Below are 26,137 nucleotides of genomic sequence, written 5' to 3'. Positions count from 1 at the left end.
AGCCACGCACAACATGGCTGAAATACTGCAACTCGAAACCCTTTCGCTCTCCGCGGCCCGCACGGCTGTCGTCGAGGGCCGCGTCTCCGCCGCATCGCTGGCCGCCGAGCACTATGAGCGTATCGCCACCGTCGACCCAGCGATCAACAGCTATCTCGCGCTGAGCCGCGAACGGGCGATGGCCCAGGCCGAGCGCGTAGACGCCGCGGCGAAGGCCGGGACGGCTCTTGGCCCTCTGGCCGGTGTTCCCATCGGCATCAAGGATGTGCTGACGATGCGCGGCGCTCCGGCGACAGCCGGGTCACTCATCCTGAAGGGCTATCATCCCCCCTACGACGCCACCTGCGTCGCCAAGCTTGAAGCGGCGGGCGCTGTGCTGCTTGGCAAGCTGAACTGCGACGAGTTCGCGATGGGCTCATCGAACGAGAACTCGGCCTATGGGCCGGTTCACAATCCGCGCGCTCTCGACCGCGTTCCCGGCGGATCGTCGGGCGGCTCTGCGGCAGCGGTTGCCGCAGGTCTGTGTGTCGCTTCTCTGGGGACGGATACGGGCGGCTCCATTCGTCAGCCGGCGGCCTTCTGCGGTGTCGTTGGCGTGCTGCCGACGTATGGCCGCGTCTCGCGCTACGGCCTTATTGCTTTTGCCTCCTCGCTCGATCGCGTCGGCCCCTTCACGCGCTCCGTTGCGGACGCTGCGACGATGCTTGATGTACTGGCAGGCCCCGATCCGCTGGATGCTACGTCCTCCCCCCAGCCTGTCGCGAACTATACCGCCGAGGCTGCTAAGCCGGTCGCGGGTCTGCGCATCGGTGTACCCGAGGAGTACTTTGGCGAGGGTCTCGATCCGGAGATTCGTGCCGCCATCGAGAAGTCTCTCGACGATCTGCGCGCTGCCGGTTGCAGCATCCACAAGGTCTCGCTGCCGCACACGCGCTATGCCGTGCCGACCTACTACGTGATTGCGACGGCGGAGGCCAGCTCCAACCTGTCGCGCTTCGACGGCGTTCGCTACGGTCTGCGTGCGGAGGATGCCAATACGCTCGCCGCGATGTTCCGCAAGTCGCGCGATGAGGGCTTCGGCGCCGAGGTCAAACGGCGCATTCTGCTTGGCACCTATGCACTCTCGGCGGGCTACTACGATGCCTACTATCGCAAGGCGCAGCAGGTACGCACCTTGCTGACGCGTGACTTCCTCAGCGCTTTCACGCAGGTCGATGCCATTGTCTGCCCGGTAACGCCGACCCCCGCATTCAAGCTAGGTGAGAAGACCGACGATCCGATCCAGATGTACCTCGAGGACATCTACTCGGTGGCGGCATCGCTGGCGGGGATCTGCGGTATGAGTGTGCCGTGTGGGACGACACAGGCTGGACTGCCGATCGGTGTGCAGATCCTTGGCCGTCACTTCGATGAGGGAACCATGCTGCGCGTCGGCGCTGCCGTGGAAGCGGCGCAGTCGGGACGGTAGGGCGTAAGCACCCTCGATAGAGCCGTGGAGTCGAAGGGGTATTGATTCGGCACGGATCCAAGCCCCGAAGGGGCGCTCCATCATAGCCCAGGGTGAAACCCTGGGTTATGGGAAGAAAAGAATGCGGAGCCCTGAAAGGGCGATCCATCGTGCAGCCACCGATAGATCGCCCTTTCAGGGCTTTGCATCTCTACCGGTCTCTAACCCAGGGTTTCACCCTGGGCTGTGATGGGACGGCCCTTCGGGGCTTGGGCCTGTGTCCTAGCCGTCACTCGTGTCCCTACTTACATCGTGAGTCAGGCTACGCAGGATGACAAAATTGTGGTGAATCAAACAAAGTGGATTTGTGATGGAGCCTGTAAATATGCGTCGTCTACTGGTTGCTGTGTCTATCCTTACCGCTCTCCATGCGGGAGCCCAGCAATCGACCACACCTCAGACAATACCTCCGGTCACGCAGTCGATCACGGTCACCGCCGATCGTGGGCTTGAGGGCATCAACGACTCCGCCACCAGTACGGCGCTACTCTCGCAGCAGCAGCTCGAACAGGCTCCTGGTCTCGCGCTCGATGACAGTCTGCATTCGGTCGCAGGCTTCCAACTCTTTCGCCGCACAAGTTCGTGGACTGCAAATCCTACTTCGCAGGGACTCAGCTTGAGAGGGCTTGGAAGCACAGGCGCAAGTCGCACGCTGGTCGTCAGCGACCAGACTCCCCTCACTGATCCCTTCGGTGGCTGGGTGCATTGGAACGAGACTCCGGTCCTGGCTATCCAGCAGGTGCAGTTGTTGCGGGGAGGCTCTGCGGATCTGTATGGCTCAAGCGCCATCGGCGGCGTGATCGATGTTGTTCCTGTGGAGCCGCTCCCGGGACATGTTTTCAACTTCTCAGCAGACGCTTCGGGCGCGACTGAGAACACAGGAGTAGGAGACGCGCTGCTTACCAGCGCGACGCACTTCCTCGACACACTGGCCGCCTTTAGCATGGTCGATAACGGCGGCTACATTACGACCGCTCCTGCGCTACGCGGCTCTGTCGATACCCCTACGAATGTCATCAGCGAGAGTGGCCGTCTGGAACTGCGAACTCCTGCTGAGTTGCATGGTGTCAGCGCCTTTCTGCGCGGGAACGTGATGAACGAAGCGCGTATCAACGGAACACCCCTGCAGACCAATGCCGCTCGCCTGTGGCGCTATGTCGGCGGTGCCGATGCCGACTCCAGCCTGGGGCATGGCGTATTGCGCCTGTACGGTTCGCGCGAGGGCTATCGCCAGGGCTTCTCCTCCGTTGCCGCTGATCGCAACTCTGAGAAGCTCACTAAGCTGCAGCGGGTTCCTACCGACGAGTTTGGCTTTGCCTTGCAGGGCTCGCGAGCGTTGCCGCGTGCAGTGACAGCGGCGCTGGGGCTCGACCTGCGCGACATTCGAGGAACCGACGACGAAACCGGCGTAGTAAACTCCCTTCCTACGACCACCACCAGCACCAGCGCTCGCCAGCGCGAGACGGGCGGTTATGTGGATGCTGTCTGGCAGCCTCGCAACTGGTCGCTCTCCGGTTCGGTGCGCGTCGACTCGTTTCGTACCTTCGACGCACAGCAGAGAGTCTCAAACTCTCCGGTGACCACACCGCTGCCGGAGATCGACGAGCTGGTCGCGAGCCCGCGCCTCGGGCTGGTGCGGCAGCTTCCGCATGGCATCGCGTTGACGGCGACGGCCTTCCGCGCGTTTCGTGGGCCGACTCTGAACGAGCTCTATCGCACCAGCCAGGTCGGTCAGCAGACAACCCTGGCGAACTCGTCACTGCTTGCCGAGCGGGCTACCGGTTTTGAGTTCGGCGGTAATCTCACGCTGGGACACCTCGGGACCCTGCGCTCCACGTACTTCTGGACCGAGGTCAATCGGCCGATCTCGGCGGTTCAACTGAGCCAGACCGCAACGACACAGACCCTGCAGCGCCAGAACCTCGGCCAGATTCGCAGCCGTGGCCTGATGCTTGAAGCGCAGTCTGAGCACTGGCATGGCTTTGACGCTACCTTCGGTTATCAGCTCGCAGTCGCGACGGTGACTGCTTTCAATTCCAACAGCCCTGAACAGAACAACCTCACCGGCAAATGGATTCCGGAGGTCCCACGCGAATCCGTTACCGCAACTGCGAACTATGCCGTGCCTCACATAGCTAATTTCCACCTCATCGCCAGCTATACGGGGCAGGAGTTCGACGACGCGGAGAACCAGTTTCTGCTGCATCCCGAGGCTCGTTTCGATCTCTCTGCAGACCGCTCGCTTTCGCATGGTCTGTCGATCTTTGCGGGCGCGCAGAATCTTTTGAACCGCAGCATTGACGCGGGCCGTACACCGATCCTGACGTTGGCTGCTCCGCGATTGGTGCAGGCTGGGTTGCGCTATAACTTCAGCCGTTAGTCGAGCCGGCAACGGTACTGTCTTTGCCTTTGCATTTCTTGTCTGTCATTCCGAGCGCAGCGAGCGAATCTGCTTCCTCCCGTTCTTCGGTTGTGTCGCTACAAACGCTATGTGGCAAACGATCCTATCCAGTAACGATTGGCAGGCCTTCTGGGCACTACGAACAAAAAACGGGAGGAAGCAGATTCACTCGCTGCGCTCGGAATGACAAACCAGAAAAGCAAAAACTAGAAAGACAAAAACAAACAAAGGCAGGCTCAACCCAGCCATCCCGAAAAGTTGCGCGCAACCCGGCACACAGACCTGCGTTTATCTAAATGCACGGCGGTTGTAAACGCAGTACAGGAGGCAGGTTATGAAGTTATCCAACGTTACCTCGAAGCTTTCGTCCATGAAGTCGAGCGCAGTCAAAGTCCTTGCCGCAACAGCTCTGGCGGGTGCGGTTCTCATCGCGGCAGCTCCTGCCGCCCAGGCCCAGCGTGTCGTCGTTGGCGTGCGGTTCGGTGGCCCGCGCTATGTAGTGGCGCGACCTGCTTACGGTTACCCCGTCTACGTTGGCCCCCGTTACTACGGCTGGCACGGCCATGAGGACTTCTACCGCGGACGCTATGGTTATCGCCACGACTATCGCCGCTACTAAGTAACAACATCGACGTTCACGAGGCCGCTCCCCTGGGGGCGGCTTTGCCGCTATAGGCGTTTGCATGCGATTGTGTAATTGATTTGCATCAGAGTCTTTGAGAGGAAATCTCTTCTGCAACAGTACTTATTGGTAGTTCGACGCCGAACGATCATCTGCTCCGCCCTTCGGGCTATGAAACCAAAGGGGCGTGTGGCGGATCCCGCGCTTAACTTCTACGGTCGGGCCGACGACCCGTTACGGAACCCGAAATAGATTCCGGTTTCGCACCTCAATCAGTGTGTTGTCCTGTCACGCCAATTGAGAATGAGTGTATTTGTATGTTATGGCGATTTTCCGGACTTCCCACTCGTCCAGGTCCGCTCAGTGCACCAGCATGGGAATCTCTCGCTCAATCATTTCCACCAACGTCGTGTAGCGGAGTCGCTTTTCAGGACTGTCAGCCTTCTCGGCCTGTGCGGTTAGCTCGGCCACCGAAGGCTTTAGACGCAAAGGCAAATCGCGCCAATAATATCTCAAATCGTCACGCTTCCAGTCCGCATAGGTGGATTCCCAGTTTCGTCCGCCTTTAGCCTGGTTGCGAAACACGATCTCGAGCGGTGAGACAGCTTCGTCATAGCTTTGAAATCGGCAATCCACCGAAAAACGGAGCTGGTTGGAGGTACTCAGCGTGGAGCTATGCACCGTCAAGCTGTGAAAGATCGCTACATCTCCTGCATTGATCTGCCCCCCTACCCAATCGTCTCCCTGGGCTGTTTCCCGGTTGATGTATCCCTCGGTGTGTTGAAGCCCAAAAAGGTGCGAACCTTCCATGATCTCGAGCGTTCCCTGTCCCTGCAGGCAATCGTGCATCGGCGTCCACACTGTGTAGCTTTCGGAGCTTCCTGCAATTCCCGAGTGGTCCTGATGCGCCTGCAAAAGGGCACCTGCGTAGTTGGGGAAAATCATCCGTGCAATCGGCTTGGGATGAACCAAAAGGCGCGGCCCTACAAGCCGCTTCATCACATCGGTCAATACCGGATGATGCATCAACGCGTGGAGCCGCTCCAGGCTGAACGCGCGATTTGCGGCCTGCTTATATTTCGGCTCCGGATCGTAGCACGCCATGGCGGGATTCGCGATGCGCTCCGATGGAGCGGACCCCTCGATCATCCAGCCCTCGTCCGATGCAATGCTGATCATATCGCTGAGTAGAAGCTCCAGCTCACCTTTCGGTATCAGGTCTCGGATGAAGACATATCCGTAAGTCTCCATTTCACTCTTGAGAGAGATGGAATCCAGATCTCTGGCGAAGAGCGTGCGAAATGATTTCATCGTATCTCCAGGGAACAACATTTTCGACACCGCTTAGCTTACCGTTCTCGTGTCTCCCTATCTGTCATTCCTTTGTCACCGGATTATCTCAATCGTGTTGTCTTGTGTTGTGCAATGCGGAGTTCGAGCATCTACCTGGAGCGTGTCATCTTGTACGCGCTGAAACAGTTTTTTCTGGCGAGTCCCAGGATGCCCTCTTGTGGTCGAGCTGCACGGGGCAGGCAATGCTGCCGATGTCGTGTTAGCCGCCCATTTCACGCATGATCATGTCCTCTGCCATGCGTTCGCGATCACAGATACTCTCTGAGCTCAAATTACCCCACACACATGCTGTCTGACAGATTGTGTCTCGAATGCGGTACCATTCTCTGCATCATGGATCGTCGCGATTTACTCAAGCTCTCGCCGCTCGCCCTCGCCTCCACCATCGGCCATATCGCTTTGGCCGAATCGCCCGCACCTGCTGCTGCAGAGGCGGTCTTCAACGTTCGCACCTATGGCGCGACGGGCGACGGCAAGACCGTCGACACCCCGGCGATCAACAAGGCCATTGAAGCCGTGGCCGCGGCCGGTGGAGGCACGCTGCTCTTTCCCGCAGGAACTTACATGTGCTTCACGATCCATCTGCGTAGCAGGGTCGACCTGTATCTCTCGCGCGGCTGCACTATCCTCGCCGCCGATTCTCCCAAGCCCGGCGAGACCACCGGCTATAACGGCGGCACCTATGATCCTGCCGAGCCCAACAAGCCCTGGGAGGACTTCCAGGACTATGGCCACAACCATTGGCGCAACTCGCTCTTCTACGGCGAGAACATTGACAACTTCTCCATCCTGGGCCCAGGGTTGATTCACGGCTCTGGTCTCTCTTGCGGCACGCGCTCACGCCAGGCCCAGCTCGACCAGAACTCGCCGCGTGGCCGTGGCCTTCTCTTCGACGCTGAACAGGCTGGTGTCGGCAACAAGGCGATCGCGCTCAAGAACTGCCACAACGTTCTCCTGCGCGATTTCTCGGTCCTCAAGGGTGGCCACTTCGCTCTGCTCGCTACGGGTGTCGATAACCTCACGCTCGACAACCTGCTGATCGATACCGATCGCGACGGCTTCGACATCGACTGCTGCAGGAATGTGCGAGTCAGCAACTGCACGGTCAACTCGCCGTGGGACGACGCGATCTGTCCGAAGTCCAGCTACGCGCTCGGCTACGCCCGCTCTACGGACAACGTGACCATCGCGAACTGTTTTGTCAGCGGGACGTACGAACTCGGCTCTGTCGTCGCCGGTACGTGGAAGAAGTTTGCGGCGGAGATGAAGGTCTCGCGCAACGGCCGCATCAAGTGCGGTACGGAGTCCAACGGCGGCTTCCGCAATATCACCATTTCGAACTGCGTCTGCGAAGGCTCCAAGGGCATTTCGTTGGAGACCTCTGACGGTGCGCTGCTCGAAGACATTGCGATCTCGAATATCACGCTGCGCGATACGGTCGATGCGCCGCTCTTCCTTCGCCTCAACCGCCGCAATCGCGGGCCGAAGGATACGATGCGTCCTGGCACGCTGCGGCGCGTAGCGATCTCCAATCTCGTCTCGCATAACTCGCTGGCGTCCACGGCGTCGATTCTCTCCGGTATTCCCGAAAATCTCATTGAAGATGTGAAGCTCTCGAACTGTTACTTCGGTCACAAGGGCCTGCCCACCGACGCGCTTACGGGTTGGGGCGATACTTCCAAGCCTATGCCTGACTGGCACGGCCTGCAGGTTCCTGAGATTGAAGATGCCTACCCTGAGTTGCTGCGCTTCGGACCTACGCCGTCGAATGGCTTCTTCATCCGCCACCTCAAAAATCTTGAGATGTCGCATGTCGAAGTCGCTCCTCAGAATCCCGATCCGCGTCCGGCCTTCTGGCTGGAAGACGTGCATCGTGCGGACTTCTTTGCGGTTACTGCGCCGGGTGCTGCGAACTTTAACCTGCGCAAAGTTACGGATCTACGCATTCTCTGGAGCCGCGCGGCGAAAGATACGACCCTCGCGAACGTGGAGAGCCAGACGCTCTGATATCGAACTAAGCCCCGAAGGGGCGACATCATCACAGCCCAGGGTGAAACCCTGGGTCCGCAGCGAAAAGAAGGTGAGCCCTGGAAGGGCGTTCTATCGGCCCAACGAGATAGATCGCCCTTTTAGGGCTCACCTCTTTTTGGGCATAGTTACCCAGGGTTTCACCCTGGGCTGTGATAGTGTCGCCCCTTCGGGGCTTAGCTTTTGTGCCAGGTCTTTATGGCGTATGCCTTCGCCCATAGGAGTGCCGCAAGGGCCTTCGTGCGTCTGAAAAGTGTTCACTCTCAGTGAGCTCCATACGCTTTGCCCTGCATTCCTCCCCATTCAATCCCAAAAATCGCACCTCACTGAAAGAGGGTTGGTCTTGATATAGGACTGAAATAGTCTGCATTCAAGAACGAGTTGCCGTGGAGTCTTTTGGCGAAGCGCCACGGCAACTTCGGAGATCGATGATGAAGGCTGGGCGTGACTCTCTTCGGGACGGTCCCGCAGCCTGCATCCACAAGGAGACGGTTGCATGCGTGGACGAAAGAAGTTCAAACTCCAGCGTTCGCTGGGGATCGAGTTGCCAGGTCTGGGAAAGCCCGGGGCGCTCGCCAAGAGGAACTATCCGCCCGGTCAGCACGGCAGGGCACAGAGACCAACCATGACCCAGTTTGGGTTGCAGCTTCGTGAGAAGCAGAAGCTGCTCTTTCACTATGGGCTGCGCGAGGAGCAGTTGCGCCGCTTTGTGCGCAAGGCGCGAAGCCTCAGCGCCTCCAACTGGATCGAAAGTCTGATCGGATTACTGGAACGCAGACTCGATAACGTTGTCTTTCGGCTTGGGTTTGGGCGCAGCATCGCCGCGGCCCGGCAGTTGGTATCGCATGGTCACATCCTGGTGAATGGCCGTCGCCAGACGATCGGCTCCATGGTGCTTCGTCCTGGTGAGGTCGTCTGGCTCTCGGAGAAGGCAGCGCAACTGGAGGCTATTCAGTCTTCGCTTGAGTCACCCCGCCTGCCTTTGCCCAGCTACCTGCAGCTTCAAAACCCTGGTACTCCAAGCAAGGGAATTGTTCTATTTATTCCGAACTCCAGCCACATTCCGTTTGAGTTCAATAAAAAACAGGTCGCCGAGTATTACGCAAAACGCGGCGTGTGACGCGCGCTCTGCCGAAGTCTTCGAATTGCGCTCGCATCGAATCACCCGTTCCAAGCCGTTCAAGGAGAAAGTTATGGATGAAATCAACGTAATCTTGGCGAAATATCCAGGTCTGGGCCATGTCCAGCTCTGTGAATGCAACTCCATCCACCTGAGCATCGGTCCCGTCACGGTTACGCTCTCGCCGGAGGCCTTTGTAGAAACAGCGATTCTCATTCGCAATGCGATGGAGCAACTAAGAGAGATCGTCGGGGCTCAGGAGGGAGGCGAGAATCCTTTTCAACGTGGTGAGAATCACCACAACCAATTCATCCACTGAGTCTCTCGATCAAATAATAGGATCTTGCAAGTATCAGCGATCTACTCCTGGCCTCCACAGGCCGGGAGTAGATCGCTGAATGCGAAACTATCTAGTGATTAGTTGAAGCCAAGCGAGCTATTAAACGCAAAGCTATTGGCGGTGGTCCACTGTTGCCAGTCGGCAAGAATCGTTGCTGCTGAATCGGTGGAGACGTTGGGAGTCGTGGCCCAGTGGGTAGGATTGTAAAGACCCCAGCCATTGGGGTTGAGTCCACTGGTGGCCTTGTAGGCCCAGAAGGTCCAGCTTTCACCGCCGTTGTTATAGTCGCTTACGGAACCCTGCCAGACAGACGAACTATATTGAAAGTCATTCCATTCGCCGATATAGCCCGGCACGTTGTAGCTGGAGTGGTTATTGAAATCATTGACCTGGTTGACTGATCCCTGCGCTACGACAGACTGAGAAGCGTTCCACTGATACTCGTGCATCTCATAGACGACGTTGGTCCATCCTTCTGTCGAAGGGTTGGGCAGCATGCTCCAGTCCCAGTTACCCCAGGTTCCTTCGATGATGATGATGTGCGAAGGATCGATGGAGCGGACGGAGTTATATAAGCCGGCATTGGCGCTGATCACGGCGCTATTGCTGGGCGCGTTCATGGGCTCATTGATCAGATCGTAGCCTGCGATCGTTGGATTTCCTTTGTAGTGGTTGGCAATCTGCCACCACATAAAGGCGGTATTGCCCTGGTCGTTGCCGTTGGTCCAATACTGGTTTTGATTTTGCTGGCCGGTATCGTCCGAAGTGCTTTGTCCGCCTACTACTCCATGCATGTCGATGATCACATAGATGCCCTGTGCTGCGGCCTGACTGACGACCCAATCGAGCTCGGTGAACGCATCCGCTCTCCAACTGGCGTTGGAGACGTTCGCAATGGGATAGAAGTTCCCCCACCAGACGGGCACGCGCACGGCATTAAATCCAGCCGCCTTAATGTTGGCAAAATCGGCCGAGGTGATCCAGGCCTGTTGGTAGCCTCTGATGAGGGCCTGTTCTTCGGCAACACCGAAGCGGCTGTCGAGTTCGGAGATGATGCTGTAGGTGTCAGGAAGGCCGCCGCTGTCGGCGGGGCACATCCAGGGTTCCATCACCATAAATCCACCCAGGTTGACGCCCTTCAGTTGAACGATATTTCCGTTTGCATTCACGATTGAGCGGCCGCTGGTGTGCAGCATGCTGAGCTGCGCCAGTGCGGAGTGAGAACAGGCAAGAATGACGAGAAGACAGGCCGCCAAGCGAAGGGCCATGCGGACTAGTAAACGAGATGTACGGTGTGCTGCTGTAATTCTGTTCATCTAAGTAACCTCTTCTGCACAGCAGGATGAGCGAATACAGCTCTGTCTCGCGCTGTATGGACTGGACGATCCGGTTGTGCCGTTGTGGGCCGTTGAAGAGTAGGAGTCTTCAACGGCCTGGTAGTTTTGCGATGTTCCTAAGAAGAGAACATCACGCAGGCAACGCTGTGAAACAAGTGGATTGTGCCGTCAGAATTGCTCGAAGATATTCGAGAACTCATAGGGACTCTGTGACAAGCCACTACAGGTGTTCGGTGCTTGTCCCTGCTGCAGTCCTGTTTCTCCGTTTGGGCAAGCCTGATCGCGTTCCAGCGCCCAGAAGGAGATCAGACCCACCTTGCTGTTGCCGTTGGCATAGGTGGCCACGGTTTGTGCATCTGCGAGGGTGAAGACTTCCAATGGAGATAGTCCGGGTGTCGGATCGTTGTAGCCGATCTGGGGTGTAATGCCCAGCTGAGCATTCATACCAATCTGCTCCAGTTGAGAGAGCGTGCCGTTCGAAGAGTCGACGGCAAAGGTTCCCTCTTCACCGCGTACCCCGTAATCCATTGTCATGATGTTGACGATGGAAACCTTCACTCCGAACTTCAGCGCACTCTGCAGGACGTTCAGCGCATTGGACTCGAGTCCCCCTGGATCGACCGGGATCGTGTAGCTGACGATCAGGTTCGGATTCGCAGCCTGCAAGGCAGCCAGCACCTGGTTACGACGGTCGATGGCTGCTGTATTGTCGATCGCATCTCCGTCGTCCTGCTCGATATCAAAGTCGATCCTGGTGACGTTGTACTTGGTAATGACAGCTTGATATTGCGCCTGGAGGGCGCTGGTGGAAGTGCAAACGTCCGCGAGTTCATCGCCACCCTCGCCACCGAAGGAGATGATGCCATCGCCACCGGCATTCCGCAGGCTCTGGATATAGCCGGCATAGGTGTTTTCCGAGGTGATAGGGGTGCCGTCGTCCCACGCAGCCTTGCAGCTGGATCCGTCCGCAATGATGAAGGCAAGTGTTATGTATTTGAGACCGGCACTGGCCGCCATGGAAGGGACGTCGTTGAAGGGAGCGCCATTCCCCATATCCACGTACGGTGCGACGATTTTGGTCGTGCTGCCACCACCACCACCGCCACTTACTTCGATGTGATCGACATCGGGGGCGGAGCCTGTCGCATTGAAAAATCCAACAGAGTTACCACTGCCGGCCGTGAAGTTCGCCTGAAAGGTAACCGGTGCCGCAGGAGCTGTCCAACTGCTGCCAGTCAGGTTGGTCAGAGTCGGCCCTGCGCCATTATTGATTTGGATGGTGAAGGAGCGGGCTCCGCCGTCGGTGCCTTCTGTGTAGTACAGCGTAACCGTGTAGGTGCCGGTAGTAGGAACGCTGATGTTCTTGATCCGGAGATAGTTGGCATTGCCGTTTCCAATGTTGCCTATACGCGTACCGTTCAGACATCCGGAACAGGCTTCTGACACAGCCGTGCCTTCGAGGGCGTTGGCACTGGCGTTGCCTTCGTAGACGGTTTGCGCGTGCAGTAAAGAGAGGGGAGTCAGTAAGGCCATTGCGAGGAAGAGAAAGAACCGGGAGATGAAGCAGCGTTGACCGAGTAACTCAACAAAGGAACCTGCGGCCATGCGGATGCGTGACATGTTGTCTCCTTCTTATCGTTAGTTGGGATGTGCGTTGTTTGGCCAGGAGATAGGGCGGTTTTTTCGACGCGGCTTCATAGAGCCCGATTCGAAAGCCTTCGGGGCCTGGTATTTGTTCGGACTGGAACGGAAATCATCCTCCCGATGGTGCGGGATTATGGATCGGCTACCAACACTTCGTTGTTATTCGAAAGTGGGCGGCCTCATCTTTACTGTTATTTCAGGTGCGGGGGCAAGATCCTCAAGTAAAGCCAGAGAAGATTCAGTGCTGCAGAGTTTCGTAGAGCGAAACGATCTCCAGGTTTCGTTGCAAACATTTGCACTCTGTGTCTGGTAAGCGGAAACAGTAACAGTCAGTAATTCTTGTGTCAATACAATTTTGTAAGACTAACGTTTGTCTATTTTGGTAATTGCCCGGAATTTAATCTTTTTATGGTTTTATTAATAAGTTGTAATACCGGCCTGCGATGCATGACTGGCAGGTTCTTGTAAGTAAGTACAGAAGTAAAAGCTTGAACGTATCGGCAGGTTATCTGTTCGCAGAGAGAGGTATGCCGATGGATAGTTGCGGAAGATTGCGTGCGGCGCCGCTCTGAGGGTCGCTATCATGAAGGCATGCGCCCGAACCTGGCCAGTCTCGTTGAAGACTTTCGCCGGCACACCACGGAGACCGCGGTCGTGCGGCATCGCGGCAACCGGCGTTACGCGACGACGTATGGCGAACTGGCAAGATTAGCCGGCTGTTTCGCAGCGGAGTTGGAACGCCGCCAGATCGTTGCCGGTGAGCGTGTCGTGTTGTGGGGCGAGAACTCCGCGGAGTGGATCGGAGCCTTCTTTGGCTGCTTGCTGCGCGGGGTTATCGTGGTGCCGCTGGATGCGGCGGGGTCAGTTGAGTTCGCCCAGCGTGTGGTGGCGGATGTTACTCCACGCTTGATCGTGGGTGACTCCGGCCTGCTGCAATCGCTGGGCATGGACTTGCCGCAGCTACCGCTCTCGGCACTTGCGGCACAACTGCCACCGGAGCCCTTGTTTACAGTGAGCGAAGCCGTTACGGCCCAGGCACCGTTCCAGATCATCTTTACCTCCGGTACGACATCGGAGCCTAAGGGCATCGTTCACACGCATCGCAATGTATTGGCGAGCCTGCAGCCGATAGAAGATGAGATTGCGAAGTATCGAAGATATGAGCGTTGGGTGCATCCCCTGCGATTCCTGCATAGTCTTCCGCTGAGTCATGTCTTCGGGGAGTTCATGGGTTTGTGGGTACCCACGCTTCTGGCGGTGGAGGTGCACTTCGTCGATCAGTTCGATGCCGCACGCATGATCGGACTTATCCAGCGGGAACACATCTCTGTGCTGGTGGCGGTGCCTCGGGTGTTGCAGTTGCTGCGAGCGCATCTACTCGGGCGCTTTGCCCGGTTAGCCATAGAGTTGGAGCAAGCCAAAGGATTATCGATCTGGAAGCGCTGGTGGCGATTCCGTCAGGTGCATAGCACCCTGGGGTGGAAGTTCTGGGCGGCAATCTCCGGTGGCGCGTCTCTGCCGCAGGAGCTGGAGAGCTTCTGGCGTGATCTGGGCTTTGCTCTCATCCAGGGCTATGGCATGACGGAGACGGCCGCGCTGGTCACGCTGAATCATCCCTTCCACATGAATCGAGGGACGATCGGCAAAGCTCTTCCGGGGCGTGAGGTGCGTCTCAGCAAAGAGGGAGAGATCCTGGTGCGGGGCGACATGCTGGCCATGACAACCTGGCAGAACGGAGCGATGCGACTTCGCGATGGAGAGTGGTTGGCCACGGGAGATCTGGCCGTGCAGGAAGCCTCCGGCGGGTTGAGATTTACGGGCCGAAAGGGCGACGTGATCGTCACCAGTGCGGGCTTGAATGTGCATCCCACCGATCTGGAAGAGGCGATGACGAAGCAGCCCGGAGTCTATGGGTGTGTCGTCGTGCCATGCCAGACGGCGGTGGGAATGGAGCCGGTCGCGGTGACGCTTTTCCGGGGCAACGATCAGGAGTTGCAGGTTGCCGCCAGTCAGGCGAATCACGGACTGGCCGACTATCAGAAGATTCGACGCGTGCTCAAGTGGCCGGAGACGCAGTTTCCTTATACCTCTACAGGGAAGCTATTGCGGAGGAAGGTGGCGCAGTGGGCTCGCGCAACGATTGTGGAGCGTCAGAACGGAGATGCTGCTTCGGCTTCAACAGCGCAAGATGTGCTGCTGAATCTGATTGCTGCAGTAACCGGCGAGCATCCTCCTGCCAGCTCCGATGATCTGCGGCTATCGGAGGACCTGCATCTGGACAGCCTCGGACGTGTGCAGTTGCAATCAACGCTTGAGCGGGAGTTCGGTGTGGAGTCGGCCGACGATGCGATTGCCGCAGTGCAAACCCTGGGCGAGTTGCGCTCGATGGTAGAGGGAAGCATTGCTGCGGAATCACAGGTACGGTCCGGTTTTGTTACGGAGGATCGTCCTGCTGCGCCGTCTATGCTTGCGACAGGTGCATCGACGTCACAGGAGGAGAAAGATGCGTATCCTCGATGGCCGTGGAGTTGGCCGGCGCAGGCGATGCGAGTGGCCTTTGTTGAAGGGGTGATGCGGCCGTTGGTTTGGTTGCTGGTTGCGCCGCGAGTAGAGAGGGTGGCGAATGAATTGCCGCCAACGCCTGTATTGGTGATTGCCAATCATGTGACTTCGTACGACGCGGCGTTGGTTCTGTATGCGTTGCCGGGCTGCCTGCGCCGCCGGATGGCGATTGCCATGTCAGGCGAGATGCTGATGGATTTTCGTTACGCGCGAAATCAACGGAGTGCCTTACGCGATCTGTTGGCGCCGATGGCGTACCTGTTGGTCACGGCACTGTTCAATGTCTTTCCGCTGCCTCGCCTGCGAGGGTTTCGGAGAAGTTTTGCGCATGCGGGAGAGGCGATGGATCGGGGCTATTCAGTGTTGATCTTTCCGGAGGGAACCCGGAGCAAGGATGGAAAGCTGCAACCTTTTCGCCCGGGGATCGGGCTGCTGTCCCAAGACTCGCGTGCGCCAATTGTGCCGGTAGCCTTGATCGGGTTGCATGAGCTCCGGGCCGGGAAGACGGGATGGTTCCGTTCAGGGCGCTTGGTGGTCCGTGTAGGGCAAGCCCTCTCCGCCGAGGGAATAGAACCGGCGGAGTTGACGGCAAAATTAGAAGCGAGCTTCCGGCAGCTTCAAGAATAAGAGTTGCGGAGTTACTGCGCGGCTCGCCTGGTCTTCTTCTGCAGATCGGGAATGTAGCTCTCTTGAGCATCCTGTTCGAGCTCCTGGGCAGCCACGATTGCCACCTGCCAGGCGCTCACCGCTTCGGGCTTCTTGCCGAGCTCGGAGGCTGCATCTCCCAATGCCGTCTGAGCGAAGAGATTTGTGGGCTGAATGGCTACTGCTTCGTGAGCAAGCGCGAAGGCCTCCTCGGGCTGGTGATGCCTGAGGAGAGTGTGGCTCTGCTGGGCTCGGCTCATGGCTGCGGCAAAGGACATATCGAACGTTCCGCGATAGACGTAGACCGCCTCGTCGATGGACTCGTCAGGCCGCCGGGATTGGAAGCTCTGATAGGGATTGAGTTTGCCGCTGGGCCACTCGCAGCCGCTAAGGTCTCCGGCGCTGATCAGTACGGTTCCGTTGATCGTTGGAGGCACGATCTCCGAGCCTCCAAGCCAGGAAGTATCGATGGTGGGTAGTGCATGGCAGTGGATGCCGTAGGTTGCCGGATCAATCTCCGGTCGCGCGAAGTAGGCGAACCAGCAGTCTTCTGAAGGATGACGGTCCTGCCACTGTTTGACCTGCAGGAGCTGCTGCGCCCAGTCGACGTTCGCATCACTTAGCAGGTTGTGAAGGTTCTTCGGTCCTCCCACGGCCTCGTTGGCGTAGGCCAGCTGGTTGGGGAAGACCATCAGCGAGGAGACGATGTGCGCTGCGACGAGCAGCGTGCAGACCACGGCCCAGCCTCGATTGATACGGGCGAGAGTAACAACGCCAGCCGCGGCGAAGATCGTCAGCAGTACGTACATCGGCAGAAGATGACGTGCTCCGATGTTCATGCCGGCGGCGATGGCGATAGCGAGATAGACCAGCGCGGGAATCAGGATGTAGGTCAACTCGCGGCGCTTTTCCAGCTTGCCGGTAAGTGCGGCGAATGTAGCGAGAGCCAGCAATACGAGAAGCCCAAGCGTCGTCTTGATGAGGATGACGGCGGGAAAGTACCACCACTGACCGTGCGCGTAGACCTTCCCGAAGATAAACGTGGGATAGAACTCTGCCATGCGCTTCACATCGACGAGACCTATCAGGTAGGACTCGGGCAGGAGATGAAGGCGCGCGATGGTGAGGACCGCGGCGGCCTGAAAGTGGCTGAGCGGCGCTGTGTAGTTGCGCAGCGACGTGCTGAGCTGCAAGCCCGCCGGACGAGCCGCATAGCGGAAGCCATAGAAGCTCCACAGTACCACTACGCTGATGACCGTGATGGCAGCCAAGGCCCCCGCCAGCCTTAGTGCTGTGCGGGCACGCTCAGGCTTCGGCGCAATGAAGATTTCCCATGCGATGAGCAGCAGAAGCATGGGTGCGATGAGGATGCCTGAATGCTTGGTCGCGAGCAGCAGACCGACAGCGATCCCGGTGAGTCCCAGACGAACAAGAGTGGGGCGAGTGATGTAGCGATAGAAGGTGAAGATCGAAGCCAGAAAGAAGAGCGAGACGCCGACGTCTGTAGTGACGAGCGCGGAGTGCGCCAGGATGTTGGGATCGAATACGAGCAGAAGGAGTGCGACGAGGCCTACGGTATCTCCAAACCATTCGCGTGCCGCAAGGAAAACAGTGAGGGCGAGGAGGAGTGCGAGCAGTTCCGCGCCGACTCGCATGCGGAAGACGAGCCGCTGGCTCGCTCCGTCATTGCGAGCCAGCCAGTCGCGGCCGCTGAGGTAGGCCTCGGTTTTGAAATCGCGGCCCTGCTGCGGTGGAATCCAAAGGGGCTCATGCAGTATGGGAAGAGTTGCGAGGAGCTTTACGAGCGGCGGGTGCTCGGGATTGAGACCGTAGTCACCCGCCTTCCACATCATGTAACCGGCGAACATGTGGTTGTCTTCGTCGAAGGTGAGCGATTCGCGATGGACGATGTAGAGCGCCTGTACGGCCTGGAGAATAAGCAGTCCGATGACTGCAGGCCAAAGACACTTCCGTTGCCGAGAGATCATGTCACCATCCTGAGAGATTATTGGGCCTTGGCTGCGCTTACCAGCACCTCCACGCCTGGGACGATCCTGTTTAGCAGGATAGCCTGTGGTTTTTCAAGCTCTTTGAGTTCAGCCAGTTGTTGTTTTTGCATTTCGGCGCTAACAGGCGCATTATTTTGCAGGGCATCGAGAGCGAGTAAGCCGATGGTGGCGGCCTGCGAGAGGTTGTGAGACAGCGGTGCTAACTCAGCCGTCAAGGTAGATTTCGGCAGGGAGGGCTGGAGAGCTGCATCGTTGTCGCGCCACAACGCCAGCCATTGACGCGCCTTCCGCCAGTCTTCTGGGGCGGCCTTTCCTGCGGCGATTCGCGCGGCAAGTTCATTGAACTCCCGTGCCTTGTTGCTTTCGGGGGGAACCGTGTCGACGAGTCGATTCAAGGGATAGAAGGCATCGTAGGCTCGCAGCTCTTCTCGAGCATAGTCCCTGGGAGGCTGCACTACGCTTGCAAGAATCTGTAGTGCCTTCGGATCGCTATAGCTATTCAACCTCCTCAACATCTGCTCTCTGACACCCTGATAGGGCAAGCCGTAGTAAGCGAAATTTTGCGAGAGCGTATCGATACGCCGGTACATGGAGTCGGCATCCTTCACGCTCTGAGCCGACCAGAGTCGCTCTGCGATGGCGGCGGTTCGCGGCCAGATTTTGCCGGTTATGTTTTCAGGAGTGGCGTACTCCGTCCACATGGTCGCTTCACCACCGAGAATATTGGCTTCCTCCGCAGGGGATAACTTGGCCTTGCCGTTCACGAGAGGATCTACCGCATAATGGTCCGCTGCCGATTGGTTCAGATCGATGTAGTAGCCTGCCGATAAAAGCCCACGATAGCCGCGCCGTGCAGCTTCTGCCAGGGAATCCTGACCGCGCCATGATTGGATCACGACATCGCGAGGCGTATCCGGTTGCAGCAACTCATCCCAACCTACCGTAATCTTGTGACGCTTCGTAACGAGCTGCTGCACTCTGCTGGTGAAATACGCTTGCAGACCGGCGTCATCCTTGATGTGGTGGGTCTGCATGTACTGCTTGATGCGGGGATTGGCATCCCACTCCTTGCCGTTACACTCATCGCCTCCTATATGGAAATAGGCGTCGGGGAAGAGGGCCGTCATCTCTCCGAGGAGCTGATCAAGAAACTGGTAGGTGCTCTCACGGGTAGGGTCCATCGCCGGATCGAAGATCCCCCAATGACGCTCAATCTTGTAGGGCCCGCTGCCGCTCGCGAGGTTGGGATAGCCGACGAACCATGCGGTTGCATGGCCTGGCATATCGAACTCCGGGACGACGCGAATGCCGCGGTCATGAGCGTACTCGAGGATGCCTCGAACCTGGTCCTGCGTATAGTACAGACCGTCTGAACCTTTCTCCTGGAGCAGGGGAAAGGTCTTGCTCTCTACTCGAAAGCCCTGGTCTTCGGAGAGGTGCCAGTGAAAGACATTCATCTTCACGGCCTCCATACCATCGAGGTTCTGCCGGAGGACATCGAGCGGCATGAAGTGACGCCCTGTATCGATCATGAGTCCGCGCCAGGGAAAGCGCGGCTTGTCGTCGATCGTTACGCCTGTAACCGCGTAGCCTTCAGGAGTGCTGTGGACCAGTTGCAGAAATGTCTGTAACCCATGTAGTACGCCAAGGGGAGTCGGAGCAGTGAGGTGTGCTCCTGTGGTGGTGATCTCCAGATGGTACGACTCATCTTCGCCAAGTTGTTGTACGGGTGCACTCGGTCCAGCCGTCTTGATGATGAGCTTTCCGCCTGCAACAGTCTGGGGAGGTACGCCGGAAGTTCCGATCTCTCGGGACAAGGTGTCTAGGAATCGCGCACGCGCCCGTTCAAGGCGCGGTTCCGTGTAGCCCTCCAAGACAACCTGCAATCCATGATCGACGGACAGACTGCCGGTTCCCTCCACTGCCGTTGCAGGAAGAGGAATGAGGGGGAGTGGTGTCTGGGCCTTCGCTGAGTTGCCGGCGAGCAACATGAAAGAGAACATAAAGACTGCGCAACTCGTACGTCTCATATCTGAACGGAACATGGCACCTTCTTGATTGTGGAATCGTATGGCAATGCTTGGAAAAGAGAATTGTATAGAGCCAGGGTGGGTCCTCGAACTGCAAACGCCAAGTGCGCGAAGGACGCCAAGTTTGCTCGGAGTTTCCTTTGCGTCAATTGGCACACTTGGCGTTTGCAGTTGGATTAGCACGGAAAAAAGTTTGATGACAGGCCCTGGAGATAAAGGAAGGCCGAAGCTTGCGCTCCGGCCTTGTCCTTACTGTTTCGGTTAGGGGTTAGAAGTAGAGCTTTCCGCTGAACTGCATGATACGCGGCGAATGAGCGGCTGTGGCTTGTCCAAAGGTTCCATCCGCAATGCCCGTGTCCAGGGTCGAGAAGTTGGTGTGGTTGAAGACGTTGAAGGTCTCAGCGCGCATTTGAAGATTGGCTCGCTGTGTGATTTTGAAGTTCTTCAGCAAGCCCAGATCAATCTTTTCCAGTCCCGGGCTCAGGAAGCCGCCAACCGGAGCAGTGCCGAAATGGCCCTCTGCCGGTATGAAAGAACTCGTTGTGAACCATTGAGCCTTTGTCTTGGTTAAGTGGACTGGAGCTATCTGATCGGGACGAGGCAGAATATCTGCATTTGGATTTACCATGCCCAAACCGCCGGGATAGGGTCCTCCTGCATTGGTGGCCGCGCAGAGGGGAGTGGCAGTGCCTGCGGGGTTGTTATTGCCTGGAGGGGTGCAAGCGAAGGGATCGGTGTTCTGAGAGAGTGTGGTGGACAGTCCGGATTGGAAGTTGGTAATACCCGAAATCTCCCAGCCGCCCAATACGTGCCCAAGCAATCCATGTTGCTCACGGAGGAAGGGTTCCTTATAGACGAAGTTGGCGATAAAGATCTGCGGTTCATTGATGGAAGAAGGTCCGTAGTCCAGTTTCGGATCGTAGGTATAGGTATTGGCTGTGCCGCGATCATTGGCTTGATCCGACAGATTTTTAGACCAGGTATAGGCGATACCTAAGTTTAGGTCTCGCGACTTGTGAGTCAACTGTACCTGTAGCGAGTTGTAGTTGGAGGTGAAGACGGGAAGCCGGGTATGGAAATCCGAATACCCCAGATAGGGACGGATGTTGTTGAGAGGAGCTAACGGATTTTCTTCACGGGTAGCTAGCGTGGGCATATTCAAATCCAGCTCTCCCAGCAGGTGACGAGAGACCGAACCCACATAGGCAATTTCAAGCACGGTCGTGGGAGCCAGTTGTTGTTGCAGTGAAAGGTTGTAGTCGGTGTAGGAGGGAACCTTGAAGGTGGGATCGCCCGTTGTCGTAAGAGCATTTGGTCCAAGAGCAGGCACCGCAGCACCAGTACCCAAAGGATTATCAAATGACGTGTTGCTGATCGTCGTCGTTTGCACCAGCGGTGGATCGCTGAACGCGTTCTGTTCCCAGATGCCGTCCAGGGTGCGATCGAAGAATATGCCGAACCCGCCGCGCAAAACAGTCTTCCCGTTCCCGTAGAGATCGTAGGCAAAGCCCACGCGGGGCGCAAAGTTCCAGTTATTGTTTGGGTTCACGATGCCGCCATAGGGAGAGCAGGAGGCCTGAGAGGTGATGGCCTGAGCGGCTGCGCAAGCAGAGCCCGTGGGAAAGATCATTCCATTGGCATAATTTGCCGACGTGAAAGCCTGCCCGGCCACAAAGTTTCCATTGCCATCGAGAAGCGGCGCTTTCTTCGGGTCGTACACCGTCGGATCAAAGTTGGTGAGTGTATCGTTTACATCTCCGGGCGAAGGGAATCGTGTCCAGCGAAGGCCTAGATTCACATTCAAGTTGTGGGTCGCTTTCCAGTCGTCCTGGATATAGGCTTCCGTGTTCCAGAATTGAAGGTCTGGAACGATATCGCGGCTGCCCTGTGTGTACAGTGCCACATTGCCCAGCAGAAAATCTCCCCATGTATTGAATTGGAAGTTTGGATTTCCGCCGCCGCCGTTCTCGGTCTTCAACATCTGTTGGACAGTAACACCGGCATGCAGCGTGTGATTGCCCAAGGTTACCGTAAAGTTGTCAAAGATGTTGCGGTCCAGATTGCGCTCGTTGTATGGAGCATTGCCTTGCGATACGCCGGTAACCGAGGAATCCAGCAGCGTCACGCCTGGAATACGTCCGTAGGGGTCGGGATAGGCCTGCTGGTTGGTCAGCGAGGCAAGGACGCTGGGTGAATTTCCAGCACCATTCAATCCACCTTTGATGCCTCCCTGGGAGTACGCAAACTCCAGTTCGTTCACCATCTTTGGAGAGATTGTCCAGGTCAGGTTACCCACAACGTTGTAGCCTGGAGCATTGATAGGCACATTCAAGACGCCTGGGTAGTTAGCGCCACCAAACAGACCGGTAGGACTATTGCTGGGAGCGGAATCTTCCATGCCGCGCGCAAAGAAATGCAGCCTGTCACTGAAGTAATGGTCTATACGAACCAGGTCCTGGCGAAAGTTATTCAAAACGGTGTAAGACGTGATGTTGCTTCCTTCGGCAAATCCAGTCTGAGCGTTGACCGTAGTGAAATTTGCCGGGAACTTGCTGATGATCTGCGACAGATATACCTGGGCATTCTTACTGATGCAGTTGGGGTTGTTGATATTGATGGTGCCGACACCACCCGAACCGACACCGCCCTGCGCGGTCGGTGCGATGTAGGGCGTATAGCTGGTGACGCAGCCCGCGGGTGCATTCAGTGCAGTCGGTGAGAAAAATGTGCCGCTTAATTCAGCCGCGGTCGCACCCGGTACATTGTTTGTTGTAGGTGTAGAGATCTTGCGCCATTCTTCCGACCAGAAGAAGAAGGTCTTATTCTTGCCTGTGTTGTAGACATGCGGAATATAGAGCGGCCCGCCCAAAGTAAAGCCGTAATTGTTGTAGTGATCAGGGGAGCGAGGGAGGCCGGTCAGATTGTTGAAGTAGGAGTTTGCATTGGTATTTTCCGTTCGCACAAATTCATAGACATCGCCATGGAATGAACTGGTGCCGGACCGGGTCGACACCAGAACCTGGCCGCCTCCGCTGCGTCCGAAGCTGGCATCGTAGGAGCTGCGTTCCAGCGTGAACTCCTGGATAGCATCGATGCTGGGGGTGTTAAGCAGCGTGGTGTTCGAGCCGCTGTCGTTGATATCCGCGCCATCGACCGACCAATTATTAGCACCTGTACGCGCACCGTTGACGGAGATTGTAGACGTACTGTTAAGGCTTCCGAAGCCAGGCTGATCCGGCAGTTGGTTTACAACGCCTGGCTGCAGCGTGACCAACTGTTGAAAGTTGCGATTGACCAGCTCCAGCTCGCGTACCTGGGTTCCAGAGATGGTTCCAGCCTGAGAGCTGCTTTCGGTGTCGACAGACACCGGGTGATCCTCGACCGTCACAGTCTGACTTTGTGATCCGGGCTTCAGTTGCACATTGATTGTGCGCTTTTGCGCCACATTCAGAACGACGTTACGGTCCGCAAATGTCTCGAAGTTTGGATCTGTCACAGTAATCGTATAGGTGCCGGCAGGCAGGTTGCTGGCTGTGTAGTTTCCTGAGCTATTGGACTGGACTATGCGAGGTTCTCCATTCACTCCGTTCTGAGTGATGGTGATATTGGCGTTCTGAATCACTGCGCCGGTGCTGTCCGTTACCGTGCCCGAAAAAGTTCCTGCTAACTCCTGTCCGCGCGTCAGCGGAGAGAACAAAAACAAAATCGTCATTAACAGAAGAAGCAGATAGGGGCGTTTTTTTGTGAAACTCGCTCTCTTCGCCGAAACGTTCGGAACGAACGCAACTTCTGTACAAAAAGCGGAACTAGCTTTGATCATGAGGCTCTCCATAAATATTGCTGCTCGCGGCGCAGGAGCGTGGTTTTCGAATTGCTCAGCTTTGTCTGTGGTTTAGTCCGACCTTCAGATCGCGATCTGTTGCGATCTGAAGGTCGAACTCATTAGGAGCTATTTTCACCGGCCAGGACGACTTCTCCTGAACGGCATAACGTTCTTACGGGTTAAGGTCTGTTCCAAGGGCTTTGGTCAGGGATGAGCTGGTGTCGTCGTCTTTCAACGCCCAGACATAGCCTCCGCCCAAACCATTGGCTTTGATGTAGTTCACCTTGCACTGCACCGACTCAGGATTGTCGTAGCTGAATGCCGTGTTGGTGGTTGGGTTATACATACGAACTACGCAGCGGGTAGCGTCGTAGCTGGAAGTGAATCCGTGATTCAACAGGTTCTCAATCGTCTGATAGGTTGCCAGACCGTCGGTCAGGATGTAGTCGCATCCTGCTGCCGGACTTCCCTGGTTATCACCTGTCGAGCAGTTTCCTACTCCGTTGAGGTTAGGAACCGGAGCTGTTCCGTTCGTAGTCAGAGCGCCGGTCGGATCTGTCACTCCGGTTGCGTTCTGATACATGCCGCTGTTGGCTGAGGTCAGACCCCCCGCCCAGCCAGCACCATAGAGTGGGAAGCCCATGGTGTACTTGGCCGGCGCTGCGCCGTGAGCAAGATAGTACTGTACGGTGGATTGAATCGTCTCACCTGTTCCAAAAAGCGGGCTTGCAGCTTCGTCGAACAGCGGAGACGCGTCATTGGTGGCGCTTGAAAAGTCGCCGGAGTAGTTATAGCCGTCGACATTGATGTAGTCCAACACCGCGGACAGACCCGCGATATTGATCGTGTCATAACCGCCGTCGTTGCCCGAGTCCGCAGCCGCGCCCGGTGTTGACGGACCAGCAGGCAGATCGGCGAGTAGCTGATAGGTCTTGCCGGTGGTTGTCGTCAGCGTGTTCAGCTCGTTGCGGAATTCGGTCATCAACGCTGTGAAGTTGGCCGTATCGTTTGCGTTCGGGAACTCCCAATCGATGTCGAAGCCATCGAAGAGAGTGCCGGTGGAAACACCCGAGGCGATATTGCCCTGGATGAACATGTTGACGCACGAGCTGACAAAGGCCTGGCGCTGAGCAGCCGTGCTGGATGCCTGGTCGAAGAGCTGATTGTAGGTGGGTGGGTTCCATCCACCGATGGAGATCAGCACCTTCAGGTTGGGATGGAGCTGCTTGAGTTGCGCGAGCGCGCCAAAGTTGCCCTGCAGCGGAGCCACGGCGGGAGTAGCACCAGTTACCTGGGGGACGACCTTCTGGTAATCGGCATAGGAGTCGGCAATTGCGCAAGTCACATTGCTGCCGTTCGCAGCAGGCTTGGCAAAGGCATAGATGAGATGGGTAAGAGCGTTGACTCCTCCACTGTTTTGCAGGTCCGCAACGTTCGAGTTGGCATAGTAGGTGCCCCACTCTTCAAACCACCCTCCAACAAACGACTGGCTGACGACGGCGGTTGTCGTTACATGCACCGTGGCTCCAGTCGATGTACCGGCGCTGTCCTTGGCTACGACAGTGAAGGTATAGGCGGTCGAAGGGGTCAAGCCGCTTACGGTATCCGACGCTGTGGTCGAGGTTAAGGTCGAAGGTCCACCTGAGATGGAATAACTGACAGTGCAGCCAGTAGGAGGCGTAACTGCGGTCCAGGTCAAATTGGTGGTGGAACCCGTCGTGCCAGAGGCTGTCAATCCTGTTGGGGCGCTCGGCGCGGTCGCGCAGGAGCTAGCCAGGGTCTTCACACTCACTGCCGAACTCGCGGCTGATGTGCCCGCAGCGTCCGAGGCTTCCACGGCGAAGCTGTATGTTGTCGAGGGAGAGAGGCCCGTTACGGCATCGGAGTTTGTGCTTGGGGTCGCAATCGAAGCTCCACCTTGCAGCACTTTGTAGCTAACGGTGCAGCCTGTAGGAGCAGTCACCGCTCCCCAGCTCAGGCTTGTGCCGGAACTAGTCGTTCCCGAAGATGCTAATCCAGTCGGTATAGCCGGCACCGTCGAACAGGTCGAGCTCGAACAGGCTCCTGTCGCGGTCCAAGGCTGACCCGTACCGGCTCCGCCGCTGTTGGTTGCCGGACTGTTGCCTTGTGTCCACCAGTTGGCGACGTAGTTCTCGCCGCTCAGGCTTGCTGTCATGCCTGCGGTGTAGACCGCCGTGGCGCTCCATGCTGCAGCGCATGCGGTCTGGGCTGAGGCGGCCCTGGGAAGTGATAGAACGAGTAAGCCACAAAACAGAAATAGGGAGATGATAGTGCGCTTCATTTGAATCTCCTTGAATTTTGGGGGCTAGATTCTCCACCCGTGGTTGAGAGTTTGGAAACTCGATGATGGGCGTGCCAGATTGGTCTGGGTAAACCTGAGAGCGAACTTGCGATCATGCTTTGAGCGGACAGGATAGGAGGGAGGATCGATGTAGCAACCTATAGTGCGGATAACAAACCAGCCAATAAGCACAGGCGGAAAGCGGTTCGACATCGTTACATTCGAAACCTCCATCGGTACGTCGATAGAACAGAATGAAATGCGAGCCTGAAAGAGAGTGAGCCGCAAAGGTTCTGCATACGACGTTCACTCGAAATGTGACGCGAAAGATTGGGTACAAAAGATACTTAGGAACGTATCATTAGAATCAAGGATGGTCAACAGTATTTTAACAATACCTTGTTCAGCATTGTC

General features: G+C 57.1%; 14 protein-coding genes. 7 read left to right on the top strand and 7 right to left on the bottom strand.

Going from position 1 to position 26,137, the window contains the following annotated elements:
- Window positions 1-13: 13 nt before the first annotated feature.
- From gatA to ACIX8_RS20390, 3 genes are all read left to right on the top strand, one after another.
- The gene (gene gatA / locus ACIX8_RS20400) at window positions 14-1,468 is read left to right on the top strand and encodes an Asp-tRNA(Asn)/Glu-tRNA(Gln) amidotransferase subunit GatA (protein ID WP_014267281.1); all 1,455 of its coding nucleotides are present in this window, start codon (window positions 14-16) and stop codon (window positions 1,466-1,468) included.
- A gap of 364 nt (window positions 1,469-1,832) precedes the next feature.
- Window positions 1,833-3,887, top strand: coding sequence for a TonB-dependent receptor (locus ACIX8_RS20395; protein WP_014267280.1), 2,055 nt, complete (start codon window positions 1,833-1,835; stop codon window positions 3,885-3,887).
- Window positions 3,888-4,242: 355 nt separating this feature from the next.
- Complete coding sequence (locus tag ACIX8_RS20390; RefSeq protein WP_014267279.1) at window positions 4,243-4,527, top strand: hypothetical protein; 285 nt, start codon at window positions 4,243-4,245, stop codon at window positions 4,525-4,527.
- Between the two features lie 363 nt (window positions 4,528-4,890).
- Here the strand turns inward: ACIX8_RS20390 and ACIX8_RS20385 are convergent, their stop codons facing one another.
- Window positions 4,891-5,841 carry a phytanoyl-CoA dioxygenase family protein gene (locus ACIX8_RS20385; protein ID WP_014267278.1) on the bottom strand — a complete coding sequence of 317 codons (951 nt, stop codon included), beginning with the start codon at window positions 5,839-5,841 and terminating at the stop codon, window positions 4,891-4,893.
- Between the two features lie 375 nt (window positions 5,842-6,216).
- On the opposite strand from ACIX8_RS20385, the gene ACIX8_RS20380 reads away from it, so the two are divergent.
- The 3 genes from ACIX8_RS20380 (at window position 6,217) to ACIX8_RS20370 (ending at window position 9,350) form a co-directional block, all read left to right on the top strand.
- Window positions 6,217-7,890, top strand: coding sequence for a rhamnogalacturonidase (locus tag ACIX8_RS20380; protein ID WP_150110688.1), 1,674 nt, complete (start codon window positions 6,217-6,219; stop codon window positions 7,888-7,890).
- Window positions 7,891-8,407: 517 nt separating this feature from the next.
- Window positions 8,408-9,031 carry a 30S ribosomal protein S4 gene (gene rpsD, locus ACIX8_RS20375; protein WP_014267276.1) on the top strand — a complete coding sequence of 208 codons (624 nt, stop codon included), beginning with the start codon at window positions 8,408-8,410 and terminating at the stop codon, window positions 9,029-9,031.
- 73 nt (window positions 9,032-9,104) lie between these two features.
- Window positions 9,105-9,350, top strand: a complete 246-nt coding sequence (locus ACIX8_RS20370) for a hypothetical protein (RefSeq protein ID WP_014267275.1) — start codon at window positions 9,105-9,107, stop codon at window positions 9,348-9,350.
- A 98-nt stretch (window positions 9,351-9,448) separates the two neighbouring features.
- Here ACIX8_RS20370 and ACIX8_RS20365 read toward each other — a convergent pair whose 3' ends face one another.
- Window positions 9,449-10,639 carry a glycoside hydrolase family 5 protein gene (locus ACIX8_RS20365; RefSeq protein WP_223295401.1) on the bottom strand — a complete coding sequence of 397 codons (1,191 nt, stop codon included), beginning with the start codon at window positions 10,637-10,639 and terminating at the stop codon, window positions 9,449-9,451.
- A 237-nt stretch (window positions 10,640-10,876) separates the two neighbouring features.
- Window positions 10,877-12,328, bottom strand: a complete 1,452-nt coding sequence (locus ACIX8_RS24875; RefSeq protein WP_014267273.1) for a glycosyl hydrolase family 18 protein — start codon at window positions 12,326-12,328, stop codon at window positions 10,877-10,879.
- Between the two features lie 579 nt (window positions 12,329-12,907).
- On the opposite strand from ACIX8_RS24875, the gene ACIX8_RS20355 reads away from it, so the two are divergent.
- Window positions 12,908-15,541, top strand: coding sequence for an AMP-binding protein (locus tag ACIX8_RS20355; protein WP_014267272.1), 2,634 nt, complete (start codon window positions 12,908-12,910; stop codon window positions 15,539-15,541).
- An 11-nt stretch (window positions 15,542-15,552) separates the two neighbouring features.
- Here ACIX8_RS20355 and ACIX8_RS20350 read toward each other — a convergent pair whose 3' ends face one another.
- From ACIX8_RS20350 to ACIX8_RS20335, 4 genes are all read right to left on the bottom strand, one after another.
- Window positions 15,553-17,547, bottom strand: coding sequence for a glycosyltransferase family 39 protein (locus ACIX8_RS20350; RefSeq protein ID WP_014267271.1), 1,995 nt, complete (start codon window positions 17,545-17,547; stop codon window positions 15,553-15,555).
- A 17-nt stretch (window positions 17,548-17,564) separates the two neighbouring features.
- On the bottom strand, window positions 17,565-19,571 hold the full coding sequence (locus ACIX8_RS20345) for a family 20 glycosylhydrolase (protein ID WP_190273712.1): 2,007 nt from the start codon (window positions 19,569-19,571) through the stop codon (window positions 17,565-17,567).
- Between the two features lie 295 nt (window positions 19,572-19,866).
- On the bottom strand, window positions 19,867-23,295 hold the full coding sequence (locus ACIX8_RS20340; protein ID WP_223295400.1) for a TonB-dependent receptor: 3,429 nt from the start codon (window positions 23,293-23,295) through the stop codon (window positions 19,867-19,869).
- A 298-nt stretch (window positions 23,296-23,593) separates the two neighbouring features.
- Window positions 23,594-25,723, bottom strand: coding sequence for a glycosyl hydrolase family 18 protein (locus tag ACIX8_RS20335; RefSeq protein ID WP_014267268.1), 2,130 nt, complete (start codon window positions 25,721-25,723; stop codon window positions 23,594-23,596).
- Window positions 25,724-26,137: the final 414 nt, after the last annotated feature.

The sequence above is a fragment of the Granulicella mallensis MP5ACTX8 genome (genome assembly GCF_000178955.2).
Taxonomy (GTDB): Bacteria; Acidobacteriota; Terriglobia; order Terriglobales; family Acidobacteriaceae; genus Granulicella; species Granulicella mallensis.
The sequence above is the reverse complement of the archived record's forward strand: the minus strand, read 5'-3'. Positions and strand labels throughout refer to the sequence as shown.

Excerpts from the sequence above, each read along its gene's own strand:
- gatA (WP_014267281.1), top strand. The coding sequence starts at position 14 with ATGGCTGAAATACTGCAACTCGAAACCCTTTCGCTCTCCGCGGCCCGC.
- ACIX8_RS20395 (WP_014267280.1), top strand. The coding sequence starts at position 1,833 with ATGCGTCGTCTACTGGTTGCTGTGTCTATCCTTACCGCTCTCCATGCG.
- ACIX8_RS20390 (WP_014267279.1), top strand. The coding sequence starts at position 4,243 with ATGAAGTTATCCAACGTTACCTCGAAGCTTTCGTCCATGAAGTCGAGC.
- ACIX8_RS20385 (WP_014267278.1), bottom strand. The coding sequence starts at position 5,841 with ATGAAATCATTTCGCACGCTCTTCGCCAGAGATCTGGATTCCATCTCT.
- ACIX8_RS20380 (WP_150110688.1), top strand. The coding sequence starts at position 6,217 with ATGGATCGTCGCGATTTACTCAAGCTCTCGCCGCTCGCCCTCGCCTCC.
- rpsD (WP_014267276.1), top strand. The coding sequence starts at position 8,408 with ATGCGTGGACGAAAGAAGTTCAAACTCCAGCGTTCGCTGGGGATCGAG.
- ACIX8_RS20370 (WP_014267275.1), top strand. The coding sequence starts at position 9,105 with ATGGATGAAATCAACGTAATCTTGGCGAAATATCCAGGTCTGGGCCAT.
- ACIX8_RS20365 (WP_223295401.1), bottom strand. The coding sequence starts at position 10,639 with ATGGCCCTTCGCTTGGCGGCCTGTCTTCTCGTCATTCTTGCCTGTTCT.
- ACIX8_RS24875 (WP_014267273.1), bottom strand. The coding sequence starts at position 12,328 with ATGTCACGCATCCGCATGGCCGCAGGTTCCTTTGTTGAGTTACTCGGT.
- ACIX8_RS20350 (WP_014267271.1), bottom strand. The coding sequence starts at position 17,547 with ATGATCTCTCGGCAACGGAAGTGTCTTTGGCCTGCAGTCATCGGACTG.
- ACIX8_RS20345 (WP_190273712.1), bottom strand. The coding sequence starts at position 19,571 with ATGTTCTCTTTCATGTTGCTCGCCGGCAACTCAGCGAAGGCCCAGACA.
- ACIX8_RS20335 (WP_014267268.1), bottom strand. The coding sequence starts at position 25,723 with ATGAAGCGCACTATCATCTCCCTATTTCTGTTTTGTGGCTTACTCGTT.